At 36.6% G+C, this 20,662-nt stretch carries 18 protein-coding genes; 1 reads left to right on the top strand and 17 read right to left on the bottom strand.

Annotation, left to right across the window (positions count from 1 at the left end):
• Positions 1–6: 6 nt before the first annotated feature.
• Positions 7–582 carry a thymidine kinase gene (locus tag HYG86_RS10370; protein WP_213165504.1) on the bottom strand — a complete coding sequence of 192 codons (576 nt, stop codon included), beginning with the start codon at positions 580–582 and terminating at the stop codon, positions 7–9.
• Between the two features lie 121 nt (positions 583–703).
• On the bottom strand, positions 704–901 hold the full coding sequence (gene rpmE, locus HYG86_RS10365; RefSeq protein WP_213165503.1) for a 50S ribosomal protein L31: 198 nt from the start codon (positions 899–901) through the stop codon (positions 704–706).
• A gap of 174 nt (positions 902–1,075) precedes the next feature.
• Between rpmE and HYG86_RS10360 the strand changes: the two genes are divergently transcribed.
• Positions 1,076–1,852 carry an undecaprenyl phosphate translocase family protein gene (locus HYG86_RS10360; protein ID WP_213165502.1) on the top strand — a complete coding sequence of 259 codons (777 nt, stop codon included), beginning with the start codon at positions 1,076–1,078 and terminating at the stop codon, positions 1,850–1,852.
• Between the two features lie 175 nt (positions 1,853–2,027).
• On the opposite strand, the gene HYG86_RS10355 is transcribed toward HYG86_RS10360, so the two are convergent.
• The 15 genes from HYG86_RS10355 to kdd all read right to left on the bottom strand — a co-directional run bounded on the left by HYG86_RS10355 (position 2,028) and on the right by kdd (position 20,586).
• The gene (locus HYG86_RS10355) at positions 2,028–3,629 is read right to left on the bottom strand and encodes an IS1182 family transposase (RefSeq protein WP_213165501.1); all 1,602 of its coding nucleotides are present in this window, start codon (positions 3,627–3,629) and stop codon (positions 2,028–2,030) included.
• A 114-nt stretch (positions 3,630–3,743) separates the two neighbouring features.
• Complete coding sequence (locus tag HYG86_RS10350; protein ID WP_213165500.1) at positions 3,744–4,727, bottom strand: M23 family metallopeptidase; 984 nt, start codon at positions 4,725–4,727, stop codon at positions 3,744–3,746.
• 86 nt (positions 4,728–4,813) lie between these two features.
• Positions 4,814–5,818 (bottom strand): sodium:calcium antiporter, encoded by a 1,005-nt coding sequence (locus HYG86_RS10345; RefSeq protein ID WP_213165499.1) that lies wholly within the window; start codon positions 5,816–5,818, stop codon positions 4,814–4,816.
• 119 nt (positions 5,819–5,937) lie between these two features.
• Positions 5,938–6,915 carry a class II fructose-bisphosphatase gene (gene glpX, locus HYG86_RS10340; protein WP_213165498.1) on the bottom strand — a complete coding sequence of 326 codons (978 nt, stop codon included), beginning with the start codon at positions 6,913–6,915 and terminating at the stop codon, positions 5,938–5,940.
• A gap of 96 nt (positions 6,916–7,011) precedes the next feature.
• Positions 7,012–7,656 carry a fructose-6-phosphate aldolase gene (gene fsa, locus HYG86_RS10335; protein ID WP_213165497.1) on the bottom strand — a complete coding sequence of 215 codons (645 nt, stop codon included), beginning with the start codon at positions 7,654–7,656 and terminating at the stop codon, positions 7,012–7,014.
• 23 nt (positions 7,657–7,679) lie between these two features.
• Complete coding sequence (glpX, locus tag HYG86_RS10330) at positions 7,680–8,633, bottom strand: class II fructose-bisphosphatase (protein ID WP_213165496.1); 954 nt, start codon at positions 8,631–8,633, stop codon at positions 7,680–7,682.
• 96 nt (positions 8,634–8,729) lie between these two features.
• The gene (locus tag HYG86_RS10325; protein WP_213165495.1) at positions 8,730–9,089 is read right to left on the bottom strand and encodes a response regulator; all 360 of its coding nucleotides are present in this window, start codon (positions 9,087–9,089) and stop codon (positions 8,730–8,732) included.
• Between the two features lie 468 nt (positions 9,090–9,557).
• Entirely contained in the window at positions 9,558–11,057 is a 1,500-nt protein-coding gene (locus HYG86_RS10320; protein ID WP_213165494.1) for a hypothetical protein, read from the bottom strand.
• 138 nt (positions 11,058–11,195) lie between these two features.
• Entirely contained in the window at positions 11,196–12,806 is a 1,611-nt protein-coding gene (pyrG, locus tag HYG86_RS10315; protein WP_213165493.1) for a CTP synthase, read from the bottom strand.
• Between the two features lie 501 nt (positions 12,807–13,307).
• The gene (kamE, locus tag HYG86_RS10310; RefSeq protein ID WP_213165492.1) at positions 13,308–14,054 is read right to left on the bottom strand and encodes a lysine 5,6-aminomutase subunit beta; all 747 of its coding nucleotides are present in this window, start codon (positions 14,052–14,054) and stop codon (positions 13,308–13,310) included.
• A 2-nt stretch (positions 14,055–14,056) separates the two neighbouring features.
• Positions 14,057–15,640: a lysine 5,6-aminomutase subunit alpha gene (kamD, locus tag HYG86_RS10305; RefSeq protein WP_213165491.1), complete on the bottom strand. Its 1,584-nt coding sequence runs from the start codon at positions 15,638–15,640 to the stop codon at positions 14,057–14,059.
• Positions 15,633–17,264 (bottom strand): lysine 5,6-aminomutase reactivase ATPase KamC, encoded by a 1,632-nt coding sequence (gene kamC, locus HYG86_RS10300; RefSeq protein WP_213165490.1) that lies wholly within the window; start codon positions 17,262–17,264, stop codon positions 15,633–15,635. Before kamC ends, kamD begins: the two co-directional genes overlap by 8 nt.
• Before the next feature lie 11 nt (positions 17,265–17,275).
• Positions 17,276–18,298, bottom strand: a complete 1,023-nt coding sequence (gene kamB, locus HYG86_RS10295) for a lysine 5,6-aminomutase reactivase subunit KamB (RefSeq protein ID WP_213165489.1) — start codon at positions 18,296–18,298, stop codon at positions 17,276–17,278.
• Positions 18,295–19,536 carry a lysine 2,3-aminomutase gene (gene kamA / locus HYG86_RS10290; RefSeq protein WP_213165488.1) on the bottom strand — a complete coding sequence of 414 codons (1,242 nt, stop codon included), beginning with the start codon at positions 19,534–19,536 and terminating at the stop codon, positions 18,295–18,297. Before kamA ends, kamB begins: the two co-directional genes overlap by 4 nt.
• A 15-nt stretch (positions 19,537–19,551) precedes the next feature.
• Positions 19,552–20,586, bottom strand: a complete 1,035-nt coding sequence (kdd, locus tag HYG86_RS10285; RefSeq protein ID WP_213165487.1) for an L-erythro-3,5-diaminohexanoate dehydrogenase — start codon at positions 20,584–20,586, stop codon at positions 19,552–19,554.
• Positions 20,587–20,662 lie beyond the last annotated feature (76 nt).

The raw sequence follows: 20,662 nt of genomic DNA, 5'->3' as shown, positions 1-20,662 counted from the left end.
ACCCCTTTACATGGGAACAACATGGCACCTACGACAGCGGGCTTCATAGGACTCTTTAGCACCAACTAAGATAATTGGGTCTAATGCCGAAGCAGGCCTTCCCTCTATCAATCTTTGTGTTTTACTTGCAGGGTTTCCACAGACAACACAAATAGCCTGAAGCTTATCAACATATTCTGCCACAGACATCAAGATATGTGTATGACCAAAGGGTACACCTTTAAAATCCGTGTCTAGCCCCGCAGTTATTACTCTCTTACCTTGATTGGCTAATTTTTGACAAACGTCAATAACGTCCTTACCAAAAAACTGTACCTCATCTATTGCAACAACCTCTATATCTTCAGTTACATAATTAAAAATCTCAGTTGCGCTATTTATGTTAATAGCATTTACTTGATCCCCACTGTGAGATACTACACTGTTAGGACAATATCTATCATCAATTTCCGGCTTAAAAACAATTGTTTTTTTCTTACCGTATCTAGCTCTTTTCACTCTACGAATTAGTTCCTCACTCTTACCAGAAAACATACTTCCAGTAACTACTTCAATCCATCCCATGTCTTTTATAATATGCATTGTTCCCTCTCCCTCGTTTGGAATACCCTTTGTTGAATTATAAACTATAGATACAGTTGTGTTATTCTTTAAATCCCTTAGTACTTAAAAAGCAGAGCCTGTAAAGGCTCTGCAATTATAACTACCTACCGTATTTACGGCGGAATTTGTCAACACGACCACCAGCATCAATAAATTTTTGCTTTCCAGTGTAGAATGGATGGCATTTAGAGCATATCTCTACTTTAACATCCCCTTTTGTGGATCGAGTTTCAATTACTTCGCCACAAGCACATGTTATTGTGGTTTTTTGGTATTCTGGATGAATGGCTTGCTTCACTTCTTATTCACCTCTTTCAACGATTCTTGGCAATAAATGAATTATATCAAATGCGAATTGTTAAGTCAAGGAAGCTTTTTGGTTGGTTTATATTTTTTTTACAATTTAAAGTATGTTAATATTATCAATATATATGCTATAATCTAACGAGGTTCTAATATTTAGGAGGAAAATATGAAACTATTTATACAAGGTGCAATTTTAGGTTTGATTTTAGTTCTCCCAGGAATGAGTGGTGGTACTGTTCTACTTATATTCGGGCTCTATGAAGATTTAGTTAAAGATCTTCTAAAACTAAAGTTAAAGCCTTACATCCCACTGATCTTGGGGTTAATATTGGGTATTTATATTGGGGGATATACCTTCACTGTTTTTTTCGAGAATCATCGGGATTTGACAGTTCTTTTCTTACTTGGTTGTTTATTGGCCTCAACTAGAGCAGTTCTCAATAATGTACCTAAGCTCAATAAGAAATATTTAATTTTTCTACTTTTGGGAGCATTACTAGGAGCTTCTACAGCGGGGGAACCACTTGGTGTTGCTGTGGAGGTGGAAGCTGCAAACTGGATGCTATTGATGCTAGGAGGAGCTTTATCCAGCGCTGCTATGATTATCCCTGGTGTACCAGGTAGCTCAGTGCTGATTTTATTAGGAATTTACGATACCATTTTATTTTCAATTAAAGAATTAGAAATAGTAAACCTTTTATTTTATGGTCTTGGTAGCTTAGCAGGTATTGTTTTACTTCTAAAGTTACTTGAGCAACTGTTTCAAAAATTCAAACCTCAACTCTCTTATTTTTTTGCTGGCTTAATCATTGGTTCTGCTAGGATTTTATTACCGTCCACTTTAAGTTTCGAAAGTCTTTTACTCTTTGTCATAGGATTTGCATCTGTATGGTTTTGGAGCAAAAAAGATGACAAAAAAATACTAGATAGGCAAGGCTCTTAAATATTTAAGAGGGTGTCGCAAAACTACTGAATAAGTAGTTAGCGACACCCTCTTTTTGTTAAAAAAAATAGGATATTAATAAATTTTAAGTGCAGCAAAGAGAAATTTTCCTAAGAGTTTGTTTTTAGACGCACTTAAATAAGACTATAGAATATTAGTCTTTTCAATCTCCAAACTATGAGACTTTCAGTTCATGAAGGTGATGCCCACAGCGCCCATTCTTAAGCTTGGCATGAAGTTTATTCATGTTATAGCCTAAGCCTAATAGAAGTGTTTCTACACTCACGCTGTGGATACCTCTTGTCAAAAATCTTTGAAATCCATAATCTTGCTTTAGAACTCCAAAAGCACCTTCAGCCTGAATAGACCTGTTAACCCTGAGTTTAACTCCGTTTTTAGACACTATATTTTGATATGATATTTGCCTTTTCTCTATAAACTTTTTAGATACCTGTAACTTTTTGTTACCTTGTGCTTTTGTACATTTAGGCTTAAACTGACAGTTTGTACAATCCTCACATTCGTACACAGTGGCTTCAGATTTATAGCCAGTTACTGATGTTCTAATGATTTTACCAGTAGCTTTTAATTTCTTGTTGTTGTGACATGTATACTCATCGAGCTTAGAATCATAAACCATATTTTCGCGCTTGCTTATATCTTTTTTAAAGCTTCTTTTTTTCCATCTATCATAAGTCTGGGGTTTTATATAGTATGTATATCCCTTCTTTTCGAGGAAAAGGTAATTTTCCTCACTTTCATACCCAGAGTCTGCAATTATGTTTTTATACTTTAATTTTAATCTTTCCTCCATCTTTCCTAGGAAGGGGATCAATGTACCAATATCTGATCTGTTTTGGAATACTCCTACGGATACTATATACTCACTCTCTACACCTATTTGCAAATTGTAGCCAGGCTTTAGTTGAGAGTTTCTCATGTGGTCATCTTTCATTCTCATAAAAGTAGCACCTGTATCTGTTTTAGAGTAACTACTTCTACCTTGGAATATTTCATTGCATGAATCGTACTTCACTTGTCTTTCATAAAATGACTGCACTTCCTCAGTAAATTTTTGAAGCTTACTTTTTCTTTTGCCGATTCCATAAACAAATTCTACTTTTCCCTCTTCCTTCCTTTGCTTTAAGAAGGACAATATGCAGTTTAAATCGTCTAACATTCTCTCCTTGGAAACTATAAATTCGACACTATAATGTTCATTTAAATCTCTCAAGAAGTTCTGTACTTTATCAAACATCTTAGCTTCATTTTTCTTTACGACCTTATCCCATACAAACGTATATTTATTTGCATTGGCTTCTATTTTTGTCCCATCAATAAAGAGATTCTCAAATTTAACTTCACCTATTTCTTTTAAATGTAAGATGAATTGGTAAAACAAATCTTCAACTGCATTAGATAAGTAAATCTTTCGGAACCTTGCAATAGTGCTATGATCGGGGCATTTATTTCCCTCTAATAGCCACATAAAATTTATATCTCTTTTGCATGCAGTTTCAATTTTTCTACTTGAATAAATGTTATTCATGTAAGCGTAGGTTAACACCTTAAAAAGAAGTTTTGGTTCAACTGCTGGTTTTCTTCCCTTAGAAGAGTATGCCTTGTATAAACCTTGATAGTTTAATCCCTCCAATATTTGGCTTAGCAGTCGAACAGAATCATCTTCAGGTATTAAAGTTTCTAAATTTAATGGTAAAACTAATTGATAACTACCATTAAATCGGGTATAATATGAGTGTTGTGTATTTGTTCTCATAAACCAATTATACAACACTAGCGGACCCTTTGGGCCCGCTTTTTATTATTTTTATACAAAAAAGAGGCTGAATGCACAATGAATTATTCATTCATTGTGCAACAGCCCCTTTTTTTATTTGTTTGCTAAGTAGTTGATAGGATTTACAGTTTTACTTGAACTATTTCCCTGTACTCTAACTTCAAAATGAAGGTGCGGCCCGGTAGCATTTCCTGTTGCACCAACCTTTGCAATTTCTTGCCCTTGAGATACCCATTGTCCTTTTCTTACGGTTAAAGAACTGGCATGGGCATAGAGAGTGTAGTCATTTCCATGTTTGATAATAACTGTGTATCCATATCCACTTTGCCAACCACTTAAAACTACTTCACCAGCTGTGGCTGCTTTTATGGTGGTCCCCCTTGAGGCACCTATATCTAATCCTCTATGGAACTGGGTTTGACTTCGGTCAAAAGGATTTTTCCTCCAACCATATTGGGACGTAATAACACCATTTACTGGCCATTGTAAGTTTCTTAAACTTGCAACTACTGATCCACTTCTAGATGCTGCCTTACTTGATGTTGATACGGGTTTAGCGTTAGGCAGTATAATAGTGGTACCAATGGATAATTGTGTTGCAATTACGTCGTTTACATCCAAAATTTCTTCTACAGTTGTTTGATAAACGTTTGCTATCTGACCTAGTGTATCTCCAGTTTTAATTACGTATATCATTCCATCTACTGACGGAAATTTTAGTTCTTGTCCTAGTACGATTAAGTCAGGGTTGCGAATATAATTGTTGTTTAGTATGGTGGATTCCGAAACTCCGTAATCCAAAGCAATAGAGCTAATGCTTTCACCCTTAACAACAATATGTTCTATTATTTTTACATTTTCACTGTCTTCCTCCTCATTTATTGACAAGTGGTTTAAGGATCCAACCTCACCCAATTCCCTTTCTTCTTCAAAAAACACTTGGGTATCAGGCCAATAAAAGTAATGATCTGGCAGGGCTACATTTGCTACCGGATGCCCCAGAGCTGTTCCAGTGCTGAAAATAAGCAGTATTACTGCTATCATAGTGGCTCGGAACAGAAAGCTGAGCCTATCCATATTCAATATCACCTCTTATAATTTTTTACCAAACCCAATGTTATTCTAACCCTGTATTGGTCTTTTATTCATTTTAATCCACTTTTTTACAAGTTTACACCCATGGTGAAAAGTAAAAAAGCTGCTAACAAATAGCCCAAAACTATACTCCAGCTGTCAAAACCTAAAGTAAAAACGCTTTTTTTACTGCGGTATATTAAACCTATTATAGCTATGGACGTTAAGCCTATGCCTACCATGGCAGCGATTGCATTTTGAGGGGCAATTACAGTTAAGATAGGTTTTCCAGTGTAAAAAATATCAGTTATGAAGATGATTAAGATATTCATAACATTTGCACCTAAAACATTTCCAATGGCCATGTCAAAAGCACCCATCTTTGCAGCAGTAAATGTGGCTACAAGTTCTGGTAAAGATGTGGTTATAGCTATCAGAAAAGATCCCACAAAACTTCCTCCAAGACCAGTTAATTCACCTATCTGATTACCTGTATTGGCCAAAGTTCTCCCAGCGAAAACAATAATTATACCGGATACCACAAAACCTCTGACACCATGAAACAATGTTGTGTTTGTGTAACTTTCTTCTTGTTGTTCATCTTGTTCTTTTTGCTCTTCTAGGCTTTCTCTTTTGTTATATCTTAACAATAATCTTACTCCTACTAAATAAACTAAGACTAAAATTATTGAGTCAATGCCAACTCCAAAGATAGACAGGTTAATTTTTGCAAGTATAAATATTGCTGCTAGGCCTGATAGCAAAATACCTATCCCACCTGTAAGTATATGCCCCATCTTTACATTCAGTAGTAACGGTCCACTTCCTTGCACTAAATCCACAACTGCTATTATAACTATGTTAAACATGTTACTACCAAAAACGTTGCCAACGGCTATATCAGGGTTCCCAATAATTGCAGCCTGAGCGCTTGTAACTATTTCAGGTAGTGATGTTACTATGGGGAGTAACAGTACTCCTACCAGAGCTCCACCTAATCCTGTTTTTTCTGCAATGATATCAGCATTTTTGGAAAGGCTCATTCCTGCAAATATTATCAACCCAGCACTTATAAAAAAATAAACCCAAACCATGATAAATCCTCCTTCAATTTGTACTATAATTATGCCCTGATTACCTTTATTTAACAAATAAAAGTATAGCATATTTACTAATAATATAAAAGAGCCAAAAAAAAAAGGGCATTGCCCTTTTAGTATCCCACTAATTTTTGAAAGATTTCAGGTTTTCTATCTAAACTGTGTTGAGTTCCTACGGTTCTTATGGTACCTGTCTTGGCTCGCATAACAAGGGATTGTGTTGTAGCTATATTCCCCATGAATCTTACTCCCTCTATTAGATCCCCATCTGTTATGCCAGTAGCTGCGAATATAACATCATCTGTCCCTGCTAAGTCTTCAATAAGAAATATTTTGTCAGGTTCGTTTATGTTCATTTTCTTCATTCTTTGGAGCTGTTCTTCTGTCTCTGCTAATAATCGACCCTGCATCTCTCCTCCTAGACACCTTAAAGCTGCTGCTGCCAGTACTCCTTCAGGGGCTCCCCCAATACCAAATAATATATCCACTCCTGATCGAGCATAGCCTGTTGCAATGGCTGCAGCTACATCACCGTCTGAAATAAGTTTTACCCTGGCTCCTGCTTCCCTTACCTCTTCTATAATCTTATTATGCCTAGGTCTATCTAAAATAACTGCTACTAAGTCCTGCACCCTTTTATTCATTGCCTTAGCTAGTTCTTTTAAGTTCTCTGTTGGAGTCATATCTAAATGCACTCTACCTTTTCCACTAGGGCCCGTGGCTATTTTATCCATATACATATCAGGAGCATTTAACAACATACCCTTAGGTGCTACGGCTAGAACGGCAATTGCATTGGGTGAACCTTTAGCTACCAGGCTGGTTCCCTCCACAGGATCTACTGCTACATCTACCTTAGGTCCACACCCATTACCCAGCTTTTCTCCTATATAAAGCATAGGGGCTTCATCCATCTCCCCTTCACCTATTACTACTGTACCTTCCATTTGCACTGTATCAAACATTGCCCTCATGGCATGTACAGCAGCTTGGTCAGCTTCATCCTTTAAGCCTCTTCCCATAAGTCGTGCAGATGCCAGTGCCGCAGCCTCAGTAACTCTAACAAATTCCAGCGCTAATTCCCGTTCCATTTTAGATATCCCCCTTATTTAGTCATACTTATTGATCTATTGTGTTATACTGATTATAACACAAAAAAGGTGATCACAGTCACCTTTTTTTATTATTTATAATTTACTTTTCTCCCAATCTTCAAGAAAAGCTGATACACCTTTATCTGTTAGAGGGTGTTGGATCATTTGTTCAATTATGTTTGGTGGAATTGTGGCAATATGTGCTCCTAGAAGCATTGCCTCTTTAACATGGTTCACGTTTCTAATACTTGCTACTATTATCTCTGTTTCTAGCAAGTAAGTATCAAAAACTTTGACAATTTCACTGATTAATTCCTTGCCACTATGACCTATATCCTCTAGTCTTCCGACAAAGGGGCTAACGTAACTGGCCCCTGCTTTTGCAGCTAATAGAGCTTGATTGACAGAGAAAACCAGGGTTACATTTGTTTTAACTCCTTCTTTTGCCAGAGTCTTTACTGCCTTTAATCCCTCTCTTGTCATGGGAATCTTCACAACTATGTTTGCTGATATTTGAACTAGTTCCCTAGCTTCCTTGATCATTCCTTGGTGGTCTAGGGAAATAACCTCCGCACTTATAGGCCCTGAAACAATTTCAGAAATTTCTTTAATTCTTTCATGAAAATCAGTACCCTCTTTTGCTATAAGTGAAGGGTTAGTAGTTACTCCATCAACAACACCAAGCTCGCAAATTCTCTTAATATCGTTTACATTGGCAGTATCCAAAAAAAATTTCACAGATAAAACCTCCTTTATAAAAACTATAATGGTTTTTTATCTAGATTATGAATGGCGTTTACGTACCTAACTGTTCCGGTTTTTGCTCTCATTATTAGGGAGAAGGTCTTAGCTATATTATTTTTAACCCTCACTCCCTTAAGGAGTTCACCACCTGTAATACCTGTGGCGGCGAAGAAAATGTCCTCTCCTTTTGCAAGCTCATCTATGTTATATGTTCTTTCTATGTCTAATATACCCATTTCCTTAGCCCTTTGAATTTCCTCTTCATTACGAGGTTTAAGTATAGCCTGCATATCTCCACCTAGACACTTTAATGCTGCAGCTGCTATAACACCTTCAGGAGCGCCTCCGATTCCTGTCAACAAATCTACAGTGGGTTCCTCAGTTGCAGTGGCAATGGCCATAGCTACATCACCATCAGGAAAGATATTAATTCTACAACCTAACTTCCTAATGTTTTCAATACGTTCTTTATGTCTCGGCTTATCAAGTATGGCAACTGTCATATCTTGAACTCTTTTGCCTAGGCTTTCAGCCACCTTTATGATATTCTCTTCGATGGGTTTTGTGATATCTATGACACCTTTTGCTCCCGGTCCAACAACTAGTTTATCCATATACATGTCAGGGGCATGTAAAAAAGAACCACCACTTGCTGCAGCCAAAACTGCTATACCATTTGGCAACCCTTTTGATACAATGGTCGTCCCTTCAATGGGGTCCACTGCTATATCTACTTTTAAGCTACTACCACTTCCAACCTTTTCACCGATGTAAAGCATAGGTGCCTCGTCAATTTCACCTTCACCTATAACAACTGTTCCATCAATATCAACGTTATCGAAAGCCTTGCGCATAGCTTCTACGGCAGCTTTATCTACACCGTTTTTGTCTCCCCTTCCCATAAAGGGAGCTGCAGCCAGTGCCGCTGACTCAGTAACTCTAACAAATTCAAGTGCTAATTCTCTTTCCATATCTAAACTCCTTATCTTTACATTTTTTGATTTTATTTCTAACAGTAGCATTCTTCACGACTAACTATTATTCTATATTTAACTTAATAATCCTGCTTATATAGCATGTTTATTTACAAGTTCAAGTAACTGAATAATGTCAAAAGGCTTTAGTATATAATCAAGAGCGCCTAACCTTTCAGCATCTTTTGTTACTTTAAGTTCTCCAAAGGCGGTCATAAATATTACCTTTACATCGATCTTTAACTCGTTAATCCTCTTCAATGTTGTAATACCGTCCATTTGAGGCATCTTCATATCTAATAACATTAAATCAACTTTATTTTTATTTAGAAATTCTAGTGCTTCTACTCCATCTGCGCACTCATGAACATCATAACCTTGTGGTGTCAGGATTTCCACAAGCAATTTCCTTATGCCAGCTTGATCATCAGTTACTAAGATCTTTTTTCCCATGTATAAAGTCCCCCTCCCAAACACTTGCTTTTAGTTCTTTTATGTTAATTTCCACAAAATTACTTCAATTCCTGCCAGGTTTTCTATAATATTTATTTTCTACAAAAATAGAAGTAATTAGACATTTTTCTGATATTTTAACTTAAATTATAAAAGGTATAGCCGAAGCTATACCTTTCAGCTTGTAGACAAACCTAAGACAAAGTCATTGACCCTAGATGTGTATATTAAAAAGCAGTACAGTTAATTCGAGGAGATAGATTTAAGAGCTGAATAGCTAAACGGAAGAAGGGGCGAGAAACAGGACGTTTCGAGAGCTCCATTGAACCATGGACGGTGAATTGGAGCGGTACCCTTCTGGAGTTTAGATAGAAGCCTTAAGTCTCGACGCAGAATTTTGTACAGCGTTTAATATACGACATTCACCAAAAAATGACTTTGTCATCTGTCTAAAAGGTATAGCCGAAGCTATACCTTTGTTTCTTTTATCCAACTAAATTGCTTTACTAACAAATCTTCATTAAGGTTATCAAAACCTAGTTGGGCCAAAACCTCCTCACAGTCAAAACTTTGCCCCTGTTCCCATAAAGATTTTAGTTTTTCTCCACTTCTTTTATTACAAAACCAGTCCATTCCAAAACTATTCTGAAGATATTCCCTTAAATAGCTCTCAAAGATCCATGCTTTGATGTAGTATGGTGTATTAAATCCTAAGTCAAGATCCAGCAAGTAGTTATGAGGATTCACCTTTACTTTTACTGCATCTTCCATAATAGCAACATACTTTTCCTGCAGAATTTCCAAGTTTACTTCTTTAGCAAAAACCTCTAATTCATAGAGTAATTTCCCAAAAAATCTTCTTAGTATATATATTTGGTAACCATTAATAAATAACTGATAACTATTAATTCTTTCCATGGGTATATTAAGGAATTTATCTATCCAATGACTATTCTTAGTTAAAAATTGAAATAAAAAAGCGTACCCTTCCCCTAATCCTTTGTCACCAAGTCTCTTAAATTCAAATGGCAGATTTTTAGACATGTTTGCATAGTACTGACAATGACCCGTCTCATGAAGAGATGTTTGATAATCCTCAATACCTCCTCTGGGATTAAAGCTTAAAAATATTTCATCAGGTATACTTACAGGACAACAAAAAGATCTAGGAGTTTTCCCTTCTTCTTTGTCAAAGCACATAGTAATATTCGATTGTTTATGTATGTTTATCCCCATCCCAAACAAGGTGTCTTCTACCGATGGCACCATTTCAATTTCAGGAAAATATTGGTCAAAGGAATTTGATTTAAATATATAAGTTATATCTGATTTTGTTAATGGTTTTTCTCCTGAGTTTAAAAAAGTTCCCTTTAGTTTATCTAACAATAAAGAATATACTTCTTCTGTGCCTTGTAAAAATCTTTCTGCAGTCTTTTTTAGTTCCCATACATTTATATTCGTTGTGTCCTCTATTAGCTCTGTATAGTGAGAATATCCTAGATCTTCAGCAATACTCCTTAACTTCAGGACTCTTTTTTCCCTCAATGGGTTTAGTTCCTTTTGTTTTTCCCCTAAGTATTGATCCATCTGCATTCTTTTTTCCCTATCCTTTTCTGCAGGTAATAGCAGCATAGCATATCTTAAAGAAATAGGTTTTTTGTTTATTAAAACAGATGTGGCCATTTCACTTTTTACAATTTCCTCTGTAAGGCTATATGTTTTATTTCCAAGATAACCTTGAGTTAGAAAAGATAGTATATATCTCTTTTCCTTCTCTGGAAAATTCTTATAGTCTGTTTTTATATTTTTTATATTTTCCTCAGTGAAAATATGCTGGTATTTGTCATATATTTGCTTTATTGAACCCTTTGATTGACTGTCCGATGGTCCACTCCCCCCAGAAAGATAGAATTTACCAAGCTCCGATATGAATTTTTCTCCTTCTTTGCGGATTTCACAAAGTTTCATTTTAATAGCACCCCCTAAGACAGATAAAATACTGCCCTTAAATATATACTATTCTACTGTATTTCCAATATTCCTTCATTTTTTATTTATATAATTCAAAGAAATCGCGAATAAAAAAACTCCCCGAAGGGAGTGGTTTTACTTGTCCTTATTTTCGATTGCGGCACCCACAAAATCTCTAAATAATGGGTGACATCTATAGGGCCTAGATTTGAATTCTGGGTGATATTGGACCGCCACAAACCATGGATGATCAGCAATTTCAACAGCCTCAATCAATAGTTTATTAGGGGAATACCCACTGAAAATTAAGCCTTTGTTACTTAACTCGTTGCGATATTCATTATTAAACTCATAACGATGTCTATGTCTTTCATAAATAATCTCATCAGCGTATGCCTTATGCATTTTACTATTTTCTTCTATTTTACAAGGATACACACCTAGCCTCATTGTACCACCTTTGTCTTCTATATCCTTTTGATCAGGCATTAGATCTATAACAGGATGGTCTGTTTCAACGAATTCTCCACTATGGGCATCACTTAAGCCACAAACGTTTCTTGCAAATTCTATAACAACACATTGCATGCCTAAACAAATCCCGAATAACGGAATTTTATTTTCCCTTGCAAATTTAATGGCTTTGATTTTCCCTTCAACACCTCTATCTCCGAAGCCTCCAGGGATAAGCACACCATCAATTCCTGCAAATTCTTGCTCAACATTAAAATCTTCTAATTCTAAGTCCTCTGCTTGTACCCATTTTATCTCAACTTCATAGCCATGGTATATTCCAGCATGACTTAAGGATTCAGCGACACTTAAGTAAGCATCGTGGAGTTCTACGTATTTTCCAACAAGAGCGATTTTAACTTTTTTGTTAAGGCCTTTAATTTTATCAACCATTTGCGTCCAATCAGTAAGGTTTGGAAGATGGCTCTTTTGTATGTTGAGTTTTTGAATTACCAACTCGGAAAAACCTTGCTTTTCTAAAGCTAAAGGAACTTCATATATTGTCTCAACATCACCGTTCTCTATAACTTCTTCCTTTTTTACGTCGCAAAACAGAGCAATTTTTTCTTTTAAATCATCGTCTAGGGGTAAAGTAGTTCTGCACACAATTATATTTGGTTGTATACCAATCGACCTTAATTCTTTAACACTATGCTGGGTTGGTTTAGTCTTCAGTTCTCCAGATTTCGGAAGATAGGGAATCAGTGTTACATGAATATATAATACATTCTCCCTACCAACTTCATTTCTCATCTGTCTAATAGCTTCTATAAAGGGCAAACTCTCTATGTCTCCAACAGTACCACCGATTTCAGTTATTACAACATCGGCATTATTTTGCTGGGCTGCTCTTTTTATACGCGACTTAATTTCGTTTGTAATGTGAGGGATAACCTGTACTGTCTTGCCTAGATAGTCGCCTTTTCTCTCTTTGTTCATTACAGACCAATATATCTTCCCTGCAGTAACGTTATTATTTTTATTTAAATTTTCATCAACAAATCTTTCATAATGACCTAGGTCCAAATCAGTTTCGGCTCCATCATCTGTAACAAATACTTCACCGTGCTGATAAGGGCTCATGGTACCAGGATCTAAATTTATGTATGGGTCAAACTTTTGAATAGTTACAGATAGACCTCTATCTTTTAAAAGCCTACCCAGTGATGCAGCAGTAATTCCTTTTCCTAAAGACGAAACAACACCGCCCGTTACAAAGATGTACTTAACCATTTTTTAAACCTCCCGTATTTTCAACTCAATGTTTTATTTTACTATCTTTTTTGATTATCTTCAACTGTTTTTATGTAATTTATTTCTTCTTTATATTTTGCCTAAAAATCGTCATTCTATTAATTGAATTTTATGGCGGGTTATTAGCTATAACCACTATAAATATAAAAAGCTCCTCATGGGAGCTGTAGCTTTTAGATAAACTTAGACAAAGTCATCGACCCAAGAATGGCATATTAAAAAGCAGCACAATTAATTCGAGGAGACTGGTAGGGGGTCCTTTTGTAGGACCCTGACAATCAAAACCATCTAACCTTTTTGGAAGTCAGGGTGGTACAAGACCACCCCCTACAACCATGGACGGTGAATTGGAGCGGTCCCCTTCTGGAGTTTAGATAGAAGCCTTAAGTTACGACTCAGAATTTTGTGTAGCGTTTAATATGCGACATTCAAAAAAATGACTTTTGTCATCAGTCTAAAGCCCTCATGGGAGCTTGTTAGTTATTTAATTCTCCTTTCCATCATCTGCTTTACAATAAAAGTGGCAACATCGGGCGGGGTGGTTCCTGGGCCGAAACCTGCATCATAACCTAGCTCAATGGCCAGTTCGTGGTTGATACGTGGTCCCCCGGCAATTAGAACAATTTTATCTCTCATACCTTCAGCTTCTAGTATCTCAACAAGTTCTGTCATATTTGGAATGTGCACATTTTTTTGTGTAACAACTTGAGACACAAGTATTCCATCTGCATTTGCCTCAATAGCCTTTGCAACTAGTTCTTCGTTTGGTACTTGGCTTCCCATGTTTATAGCTTCTATTTCAGGGTACCTCTCTAGGCCATACTTACCTGCATATCCTTTCATATTCATTATGGCGTCTATACCCACAGTGTGAGCATCAGTTCCAGTGCATGCCGCAACAACTGTTATTTTTCTCTTAATATTCTCCCTAATATATTGATTTATTTCATAATAATCCATGACTTCCTGTTCAACTTTAGCCACCTTGACCTTTGTAAAATCAACACTATGCTGGCATTTACCATAAATAACAAAGAAAGTAAATTTTGTACCTAGGTCTTGCATATGAACCACACTAGGTTCTTCAAGTCCCATTCTTTTAGCTATTATAATGGCTGCCTCTCTAGCTTCATCGCTATGGTGTATAGGCAAGGTAAATGATAGCTGGATAGCCCCATCGTTTAGGGTGTCCCCATAGGGCTTAACGCAAGTTAAATCAACCTCCATATTTAAACACTCCCCTTAGAATTTTTAACATCCATATTCTCATTTTTCATTATTTCTGCGAAGGGATTGTAATAACTCTGATCTTTTATAATAACACCTTCTAATCCTTTTCCTCCATTGAATGGTCTTTTTATATCTGCAAAATATCCTCTTTCAATGGCTTTGAAAAGGCCTAGCTTTGCTATTTCCTCTAACAACATTACAGCTTTGTTAAGTACTTCCTCGGCTCTTTTTTGTATGATACCTCCCGACTTAAATGTTATCTCATCACCTAAAGAACGAGCATTATTCATGACATATTTAGCGTTTTCTATTGCTAAGTATCTATCATGCATGAAAGGTGTGTGGATAGCTTCCGTCAGCATTCCTAAAAGCTGTATTCCCTGTCCTGTTATAATTGAGGTAAGGTTAAATAGGCCATTTTGCAAATGACCCTTAAATATATTTCCAGTCATGTATTTTGTAGGCGGCATATATTTCAACGGACTTCTTGGAAATACGTCTTTGGATAATTGAGCTTGGGCAATTTCATATAATAACCCGTTTTCCACTTGGGGATTTATCTCAAAGGCATGCCCTAGCCCCAACTGTTCTTCTGTTAATCCTGCATCAAGGCCAAGCCGTTCGTTTATAAATTGTGACGCTAAAACCGTATGACCTTCTTCTATTGCATCTGCAGTTGTAAGGTAGTTATCTTCCCCTGTATTAATAACTATTCCTGCAAACCCATTTATTATTCTAGAAAAATTTTGATCAATCATTGTACGTTGCATATTAATATCCCTAAATAATATCCCATAAAGAGCATCATTTAACATCATATCTAATCTTTCCTTTGCACCCATTGCCGCTATTTCTGGCATGCAAAGGCCAGAGCAGTAGTTTACAAGTTGAATATATCTACCAACCTCCAGGGAAGTCTCATCTAGTGCTTTACGCATTATTTTAAAGTTTTCCTGGGTGGCGTATGTTCCCCCAAACCCCTCTGTTGTAGCTCCATAGGGGACATAGTCTAATAAACTTTGACCTGTAGTCCTAATCACTGCGATGATATCGGCTCCGTTTTTAGCTGCAGTTTGTGCCTGTATAACATCTTCATAAATATTCCCCGTTGCAACTATTACATATAGCTCTGGAGCCCTTCCCTTGCCCAATGTTTTTATAAGTTGTTGTCTTTTTTCCCTTACCTCTCTGACAGATTTGAGTGCTTCTTGGGCGTATACTTCCATTTTGTTCTTCAGCTTTTTAGGAGGGACGGTTTCTAATGCCATAAGATCTACTTCTCCAGCTGCCACCTGTTCAGCAATTATCTGGGGACTGAGCTTTAGTGCTTCGCATCCATTTACCACCCAGTACATTAGTCCTAAATTTAGTTTATCTGCTTCTAATAACCTATCAACTATCACGTTAACTAGTGGGACCCCTTCACTGTCAACCCCATCAATTCCCAAAAGCCTTCCAACTGTTCTTTCTACAGCCACAGTGGTTCTAGGTTCTATAAAACTCTCAACATCTTTAGATATTGATATAGCTGCTTTTCTGCCCCTGTTTACCAGGTCTTGATTAAGGCATAACCCATTAGCCATCTTCCTTCCTCCTTCCAGATTCTATGATATTCTCTGCAAAATCTATTATCTCTTTAGGCAAGCCCATTAGAGCAGCAATCATTACCCCCTCTTTTGGTAGCCCCATTTCGTTCATATCTTCTAAATTGTAGTCCATAAGTTTCTCCACAATTTCTAAACCTGTTCTACCCTTTAAAGCTCTACGGAGCTCTAACTTTGACAAGTTACTTAAACCTACAATTCTTAGCTGCCTAAAATCTTTGTTCACAAGTTCCTCAAAATGGGTGGTCATAACTGATATACTATTACTTCCATTTAAATAGTTAGCAATAGACAAAGCTAAGGCTCCACCTTCTAAAGGATTTGTTCCCCTTGCTAATTCATCTATTAAATAAAGTCCTTTTTTATTTCTATAAGCCAGTGCTTTTTTGATATCTCTGATTTCCCAACCAAAGGTACTTAACCCGTTGTAAATGGATTGACCGTCATTTTGAGAATAAAATAGGAATTTCCTGGGTCTAAATGTCATGTAAGTACATGGGACCAACAACCCGTGTTGAGCCAATGCTACCAATAAGCCTATGGTTTTTAACGCCACAGATTTTCCTCCCATGTTAGGGCCTGTAATAACTGCTACTCCTTCTAATATTTCAATATTTAAGGGAGTTATGACTTTGTTCTTTTTTAATAGTACATTTTCTAAGATGGGATTTCTGCCATTTTTTATTGAGATTAAATCTGTTTCATTTATTTCTGGGGGTAGACCTTGTGTTTCTTTTGCATAGTAGGCTTTAATAAGTGTCCAATCAAGTCTACCTATCCTCTTACAGTTTTGTAGGATTTTTGGTATGAAAGGGGTTAGTTGTTTAGTTAACATTTCCCGGACAAGGTACTCTTCTTTTTCCATTTTTGAGTTGATAAAGTCTGCGCGATGCTTTAAATCTATAACAAAACTATCTTGCTTAAGCTTAAACTCTATATGGGAGTAGGATTCTCCATAGTAAAACAAATCTTCTTGCTCCCTTAATAAGTCGACTAGTTCTACGTCAAATTTGCTTACTTTAATTTTATCTTCTACATTGAACTTGACATCAAGTTTTTTCTCTATCTGTTTTTTCAAGTTAGCTAGATGATTAAATAGCTGTGTTTTGATATTATGGCTTTCCATTCTAAGTCTTGCTAATTCCTCACTAAGGGAATCCACTAAATAAAAGCTTGGACCCTGGTTGCCAGGAGAAATTAGACTTAAGCAATCATTCATTTTCTCCAGCTTAAACTCTTTTAATTTGTCAATACCAACTTTATCAGATATATGTTTAATATCCTCAAGTAACAACAACCAACTTTTTAAATTAAAAAATTCCTCTTCCTCTAAAACTAAACCCTTATAGGCCTTATTTACCAATGGGACTACATCCTTACTGCATACCAGTAAATCACTTAGAAACAGCATCTCTTTAGGATTATCAATGATCATTTTTAACAGCTCATTAGTTAGTCTATATTCATTTTCTAAAACCTTTTTATTAACTAAAGCTTTTACACTCTTTTTATGCCGTTTACCGTATGGTGATATGGGAGATAATGAATCCCAAATTTCTTGAAAATTTGTTCCATTATATGAGTTCCCTTGAAAGAATAACATCTTATCCCCCCTTACATCAGTGGATCAAAAACAGGGATGTCAGTAAAACTCCTAAAACTCTGTACCAGCTTATCACTACTGAACTCATAACCTTCTATGGATACTGGGTTAACTGCTAAGGCCACAATTTTACAAGGTGTCATTACCTCTAAAGATCCACCATTTTCTGTAAAGTCATTAAAGACTTCAGGGGATAAAAATACTTTAGTCCCATCTTCAACTACGACCCTAACCTTATACCTCTTTTTTAACAATTGTACAAGTTGTTTCCCAAAACTGTCTAGAAGTGCTCCACCTATAACTATGTTGTTAACTTTCCCTTTTATCATATGTTCGTTAATATGACCTATTAAAATTGCTGACTTATAGGGCAGTAGTTCAATTTCATTTTCTCTAATTATGGCCACCTTTGCACCTTCCAAGGAAAGTGCAGCACTTTTTATTAGGCATTCATCTGTTTTTGGTAGTGATAGTAAGTTTAGCTGATGAATTGTGTCCTTTATAAGTCTAGTGAAATCTCTGCTATAGGATGCCCCCGCCACAAAAATCGTCCCATCTGTAACAAAGGGTGATGCAGACACCTTTCGGTCAATTGCTCCATCAACTAAAACTTTTGTACAATTAAAATCTCTAAATCCCATTATTACTTTTTTAAGGTCCGATCTTCTTTTGGGCCCAGCAAGTAAAACTTGGCCTCTTTCCCTAAGCCTTATATAAAGGATTTCTCCAAGGGGACTAAATATATTAGTACCCTTTAATATCTCGTAGCTACAACTAAAACTTTTTAAGGTCTGGGCCGCAGTGGCTACCACTGTATTGCCTGGTAAATGTATTAATGGCTTAGGTGTATATGTGAGTACATCATTTTGCTCACCATCTAACCCTATGGATGTAACCCCTAAAGTATATTTGTCTAATTTGTTTACTAAGTAGTTTAATGTAACTGTTTTTCCAGCATTTTTCACATTCCCTATAATGGATAATGAATACATTTTAGCTAGTGATTCAGTGGAAAAAACTTTTGAATGTGTCATTTGTTTCTCCTAGTACCCCTCTTAAGATCCACTGGTTCTAGATTGATTTTCTGCCCAGAAAATAGAGTTTCCACACCTATGGTATCATGTTCATTCTCACAATACTTGCATTTACATTCATCTTTATAATCAGTGGGCTGTGAATAGGCTGAAATAACACCTTCAAAATTTCTTAATACAACTTTGGATGGAGACTGGCTAATCATGTACTGGGGCATGACTGGTATCTTCCCACCTCCACCTGGGGCATCCACAACGAAAGTGGGAACGGCATATCCAGATGTATGTCCCCTTAAACTTTCTATTATTTCTATTCCTTTACTTACAGGTGTTCTAAAGTGTTCAATTCCCCTGGAAAGGTCGCATTGATATATATAGTACGGACGAACTCTATTGAGCACAAGCAGATGCATAAGTTCTTTCATTATGTTAGGGCAGTCATTTATCCCCTTTAAGAGCACAGACTGATTCCCAAGTGGTATACCTGCATCAGCTAACATTGCCAAGGCTTTTTTACTCTCATTTGTTAATTCCTTTGGATGGTTAAAGTGTGTGTTAATCCAGATAGGGTGATATTTCTTTAGCATCTCACATAGTTTATCTGTTATCCTTTGAGGCATAACAACAGGCACACGGGTTCCTATCCTTATTATTTCCACATGGGGTATTTCCCTAAGTGATTTGATGATATATTCTAACCTATCATCAGAAATAAGCAAACCGTCTCCCCCAGATATCAGCACATCCCTTATTTCCTTTGTTCTTTTTACATATTCAATTGCTTGATCCACTTGATTTGTTGGCATTGCCATATCTGTAGATCCTGCTATCCTACGTCTTGTGCAGTGCCTACAGTACATTGAACATTGATCAGTAACTAAGAACAGAACCCTGTCTGGGTATCTGTGCGTGATGCCAGGGACAGGTGAATCTGTATCTTCTGATAGAGGATCTTCCATATCATTTATGGTTTTTTCTAGTTCCTTAGACACAGGTACAGCTTGCTTTCTAACAGGGCAATCAGGGTCATTTGGGTCCATAAGGGAACCATAGTAAGGAGTTATGGCCATTCTTAGACTCTGTAAACATTGCCTTATTCCTTCTTCTTCATCTGAGGTGAGGTTAACTATCTCTTTTAACTCTTCTACTGTGGAAATTCTGTTTTTCAGCTGCCAGTGCCAGTCTTCCCATAATTCATCCTTTACTTCTTTATACTTGCTGTGTGTTTTATAATCCATGGGTAGTTTTACCTCCTATACATAAATTTCTTCAAACATGTCTCTTATGGTCTTGGATTCCCTCAAGATACCAAGGGCAATTTCGCTGTGATCCTTTGCATATCCATTTCCTATTAACATATCGATATCTTTACCTACTCCTTCGGCCCCTAAAGCAGCAGCTGTAAAACTAGTGGCCATGCTGAAGAAATAAACTTTGCCTCGATCCTTGGTGGCAAGTATAGTTGCCATTTCTGTATTTTGTATGTTAACACAATTAATAGTTATATCTGCCAAATTTTGGGCATTAACTTCTAAAATACTTTCCAGTATGGCTATGGGGTTAGTTGCATCCCCTTGTATCACAATATCAGCCAATTGTGATTTGATGATTCTATCACAACCTTCTTTACTGTACTCAATGGCTATAACTTTTCCTTTGGCCCCAGCTTTTTTCTTAGCTTCATATAAACAAAGTATCCCTGATTTTCCACCTGCCCCTATTACAACAACTGTATCTTCTGGGTTCACAAGCCTAGCTGTCTGTGCTGGTGCCCCAGCTACGTCCAATACTGCTAAGGCCAATTTTTCATCCATATCTTTGGGCAGTTTTGCGTATATACCACTTTCAAAAAGGATTGCTTGACCTTCAATGTCTATCTGGTCAGAGTCTTCTCTAATGTTTTTAATTTTATTTATCTTTAGAGGTGTTAGGGAAAGTGAAACTAAAGTAGCAACTTTATCACCCTCCATAAGGTCAATTTTCCCCTTTAATAAAGCCCCTATTTCCTTTATAGTTCCTATAAGCATACCACCTGATCCTGTAACTGGGTTATGCTGTTTTCCACGTCTTTCTACAGTTTCAGAGACAATTGACTCCACTGTACGTCCTTCATTTCTTGCTTGTTCTTTTATCTGTGTAAAACTTGCTGAATCTATGTTTAACGAAATTACATCAATTAGTATTTCATTATCATAGATTTCCATGTCATTATTAATTCTCCATGCAGGTTGAGGCAATAATCCTTTTGGCTCTATCACCCTATGTGTTCCGTACGGACATCCTTTCATAAATAAACCTCCCCTTTTTTTATCTATACATAGCTTATGCAAAAACAGTGCCAAATAAAAGAAGCACCTAAACGGC

Source organism: Alkalicella caledoniensis, assembly GCF_014467015.1.
GTDB classification, from domain to species: Bacteria; Bacillota; Proteinivoracia; order Proteinivoracales; family Proteinivoracaceae; genus Alkalicella; species Alkalicella caledoniensis.
Note: the sequence above shows the minus strand (reverse complement) of the source record. Positions and strands in the feature narration are given on the sequence as shown.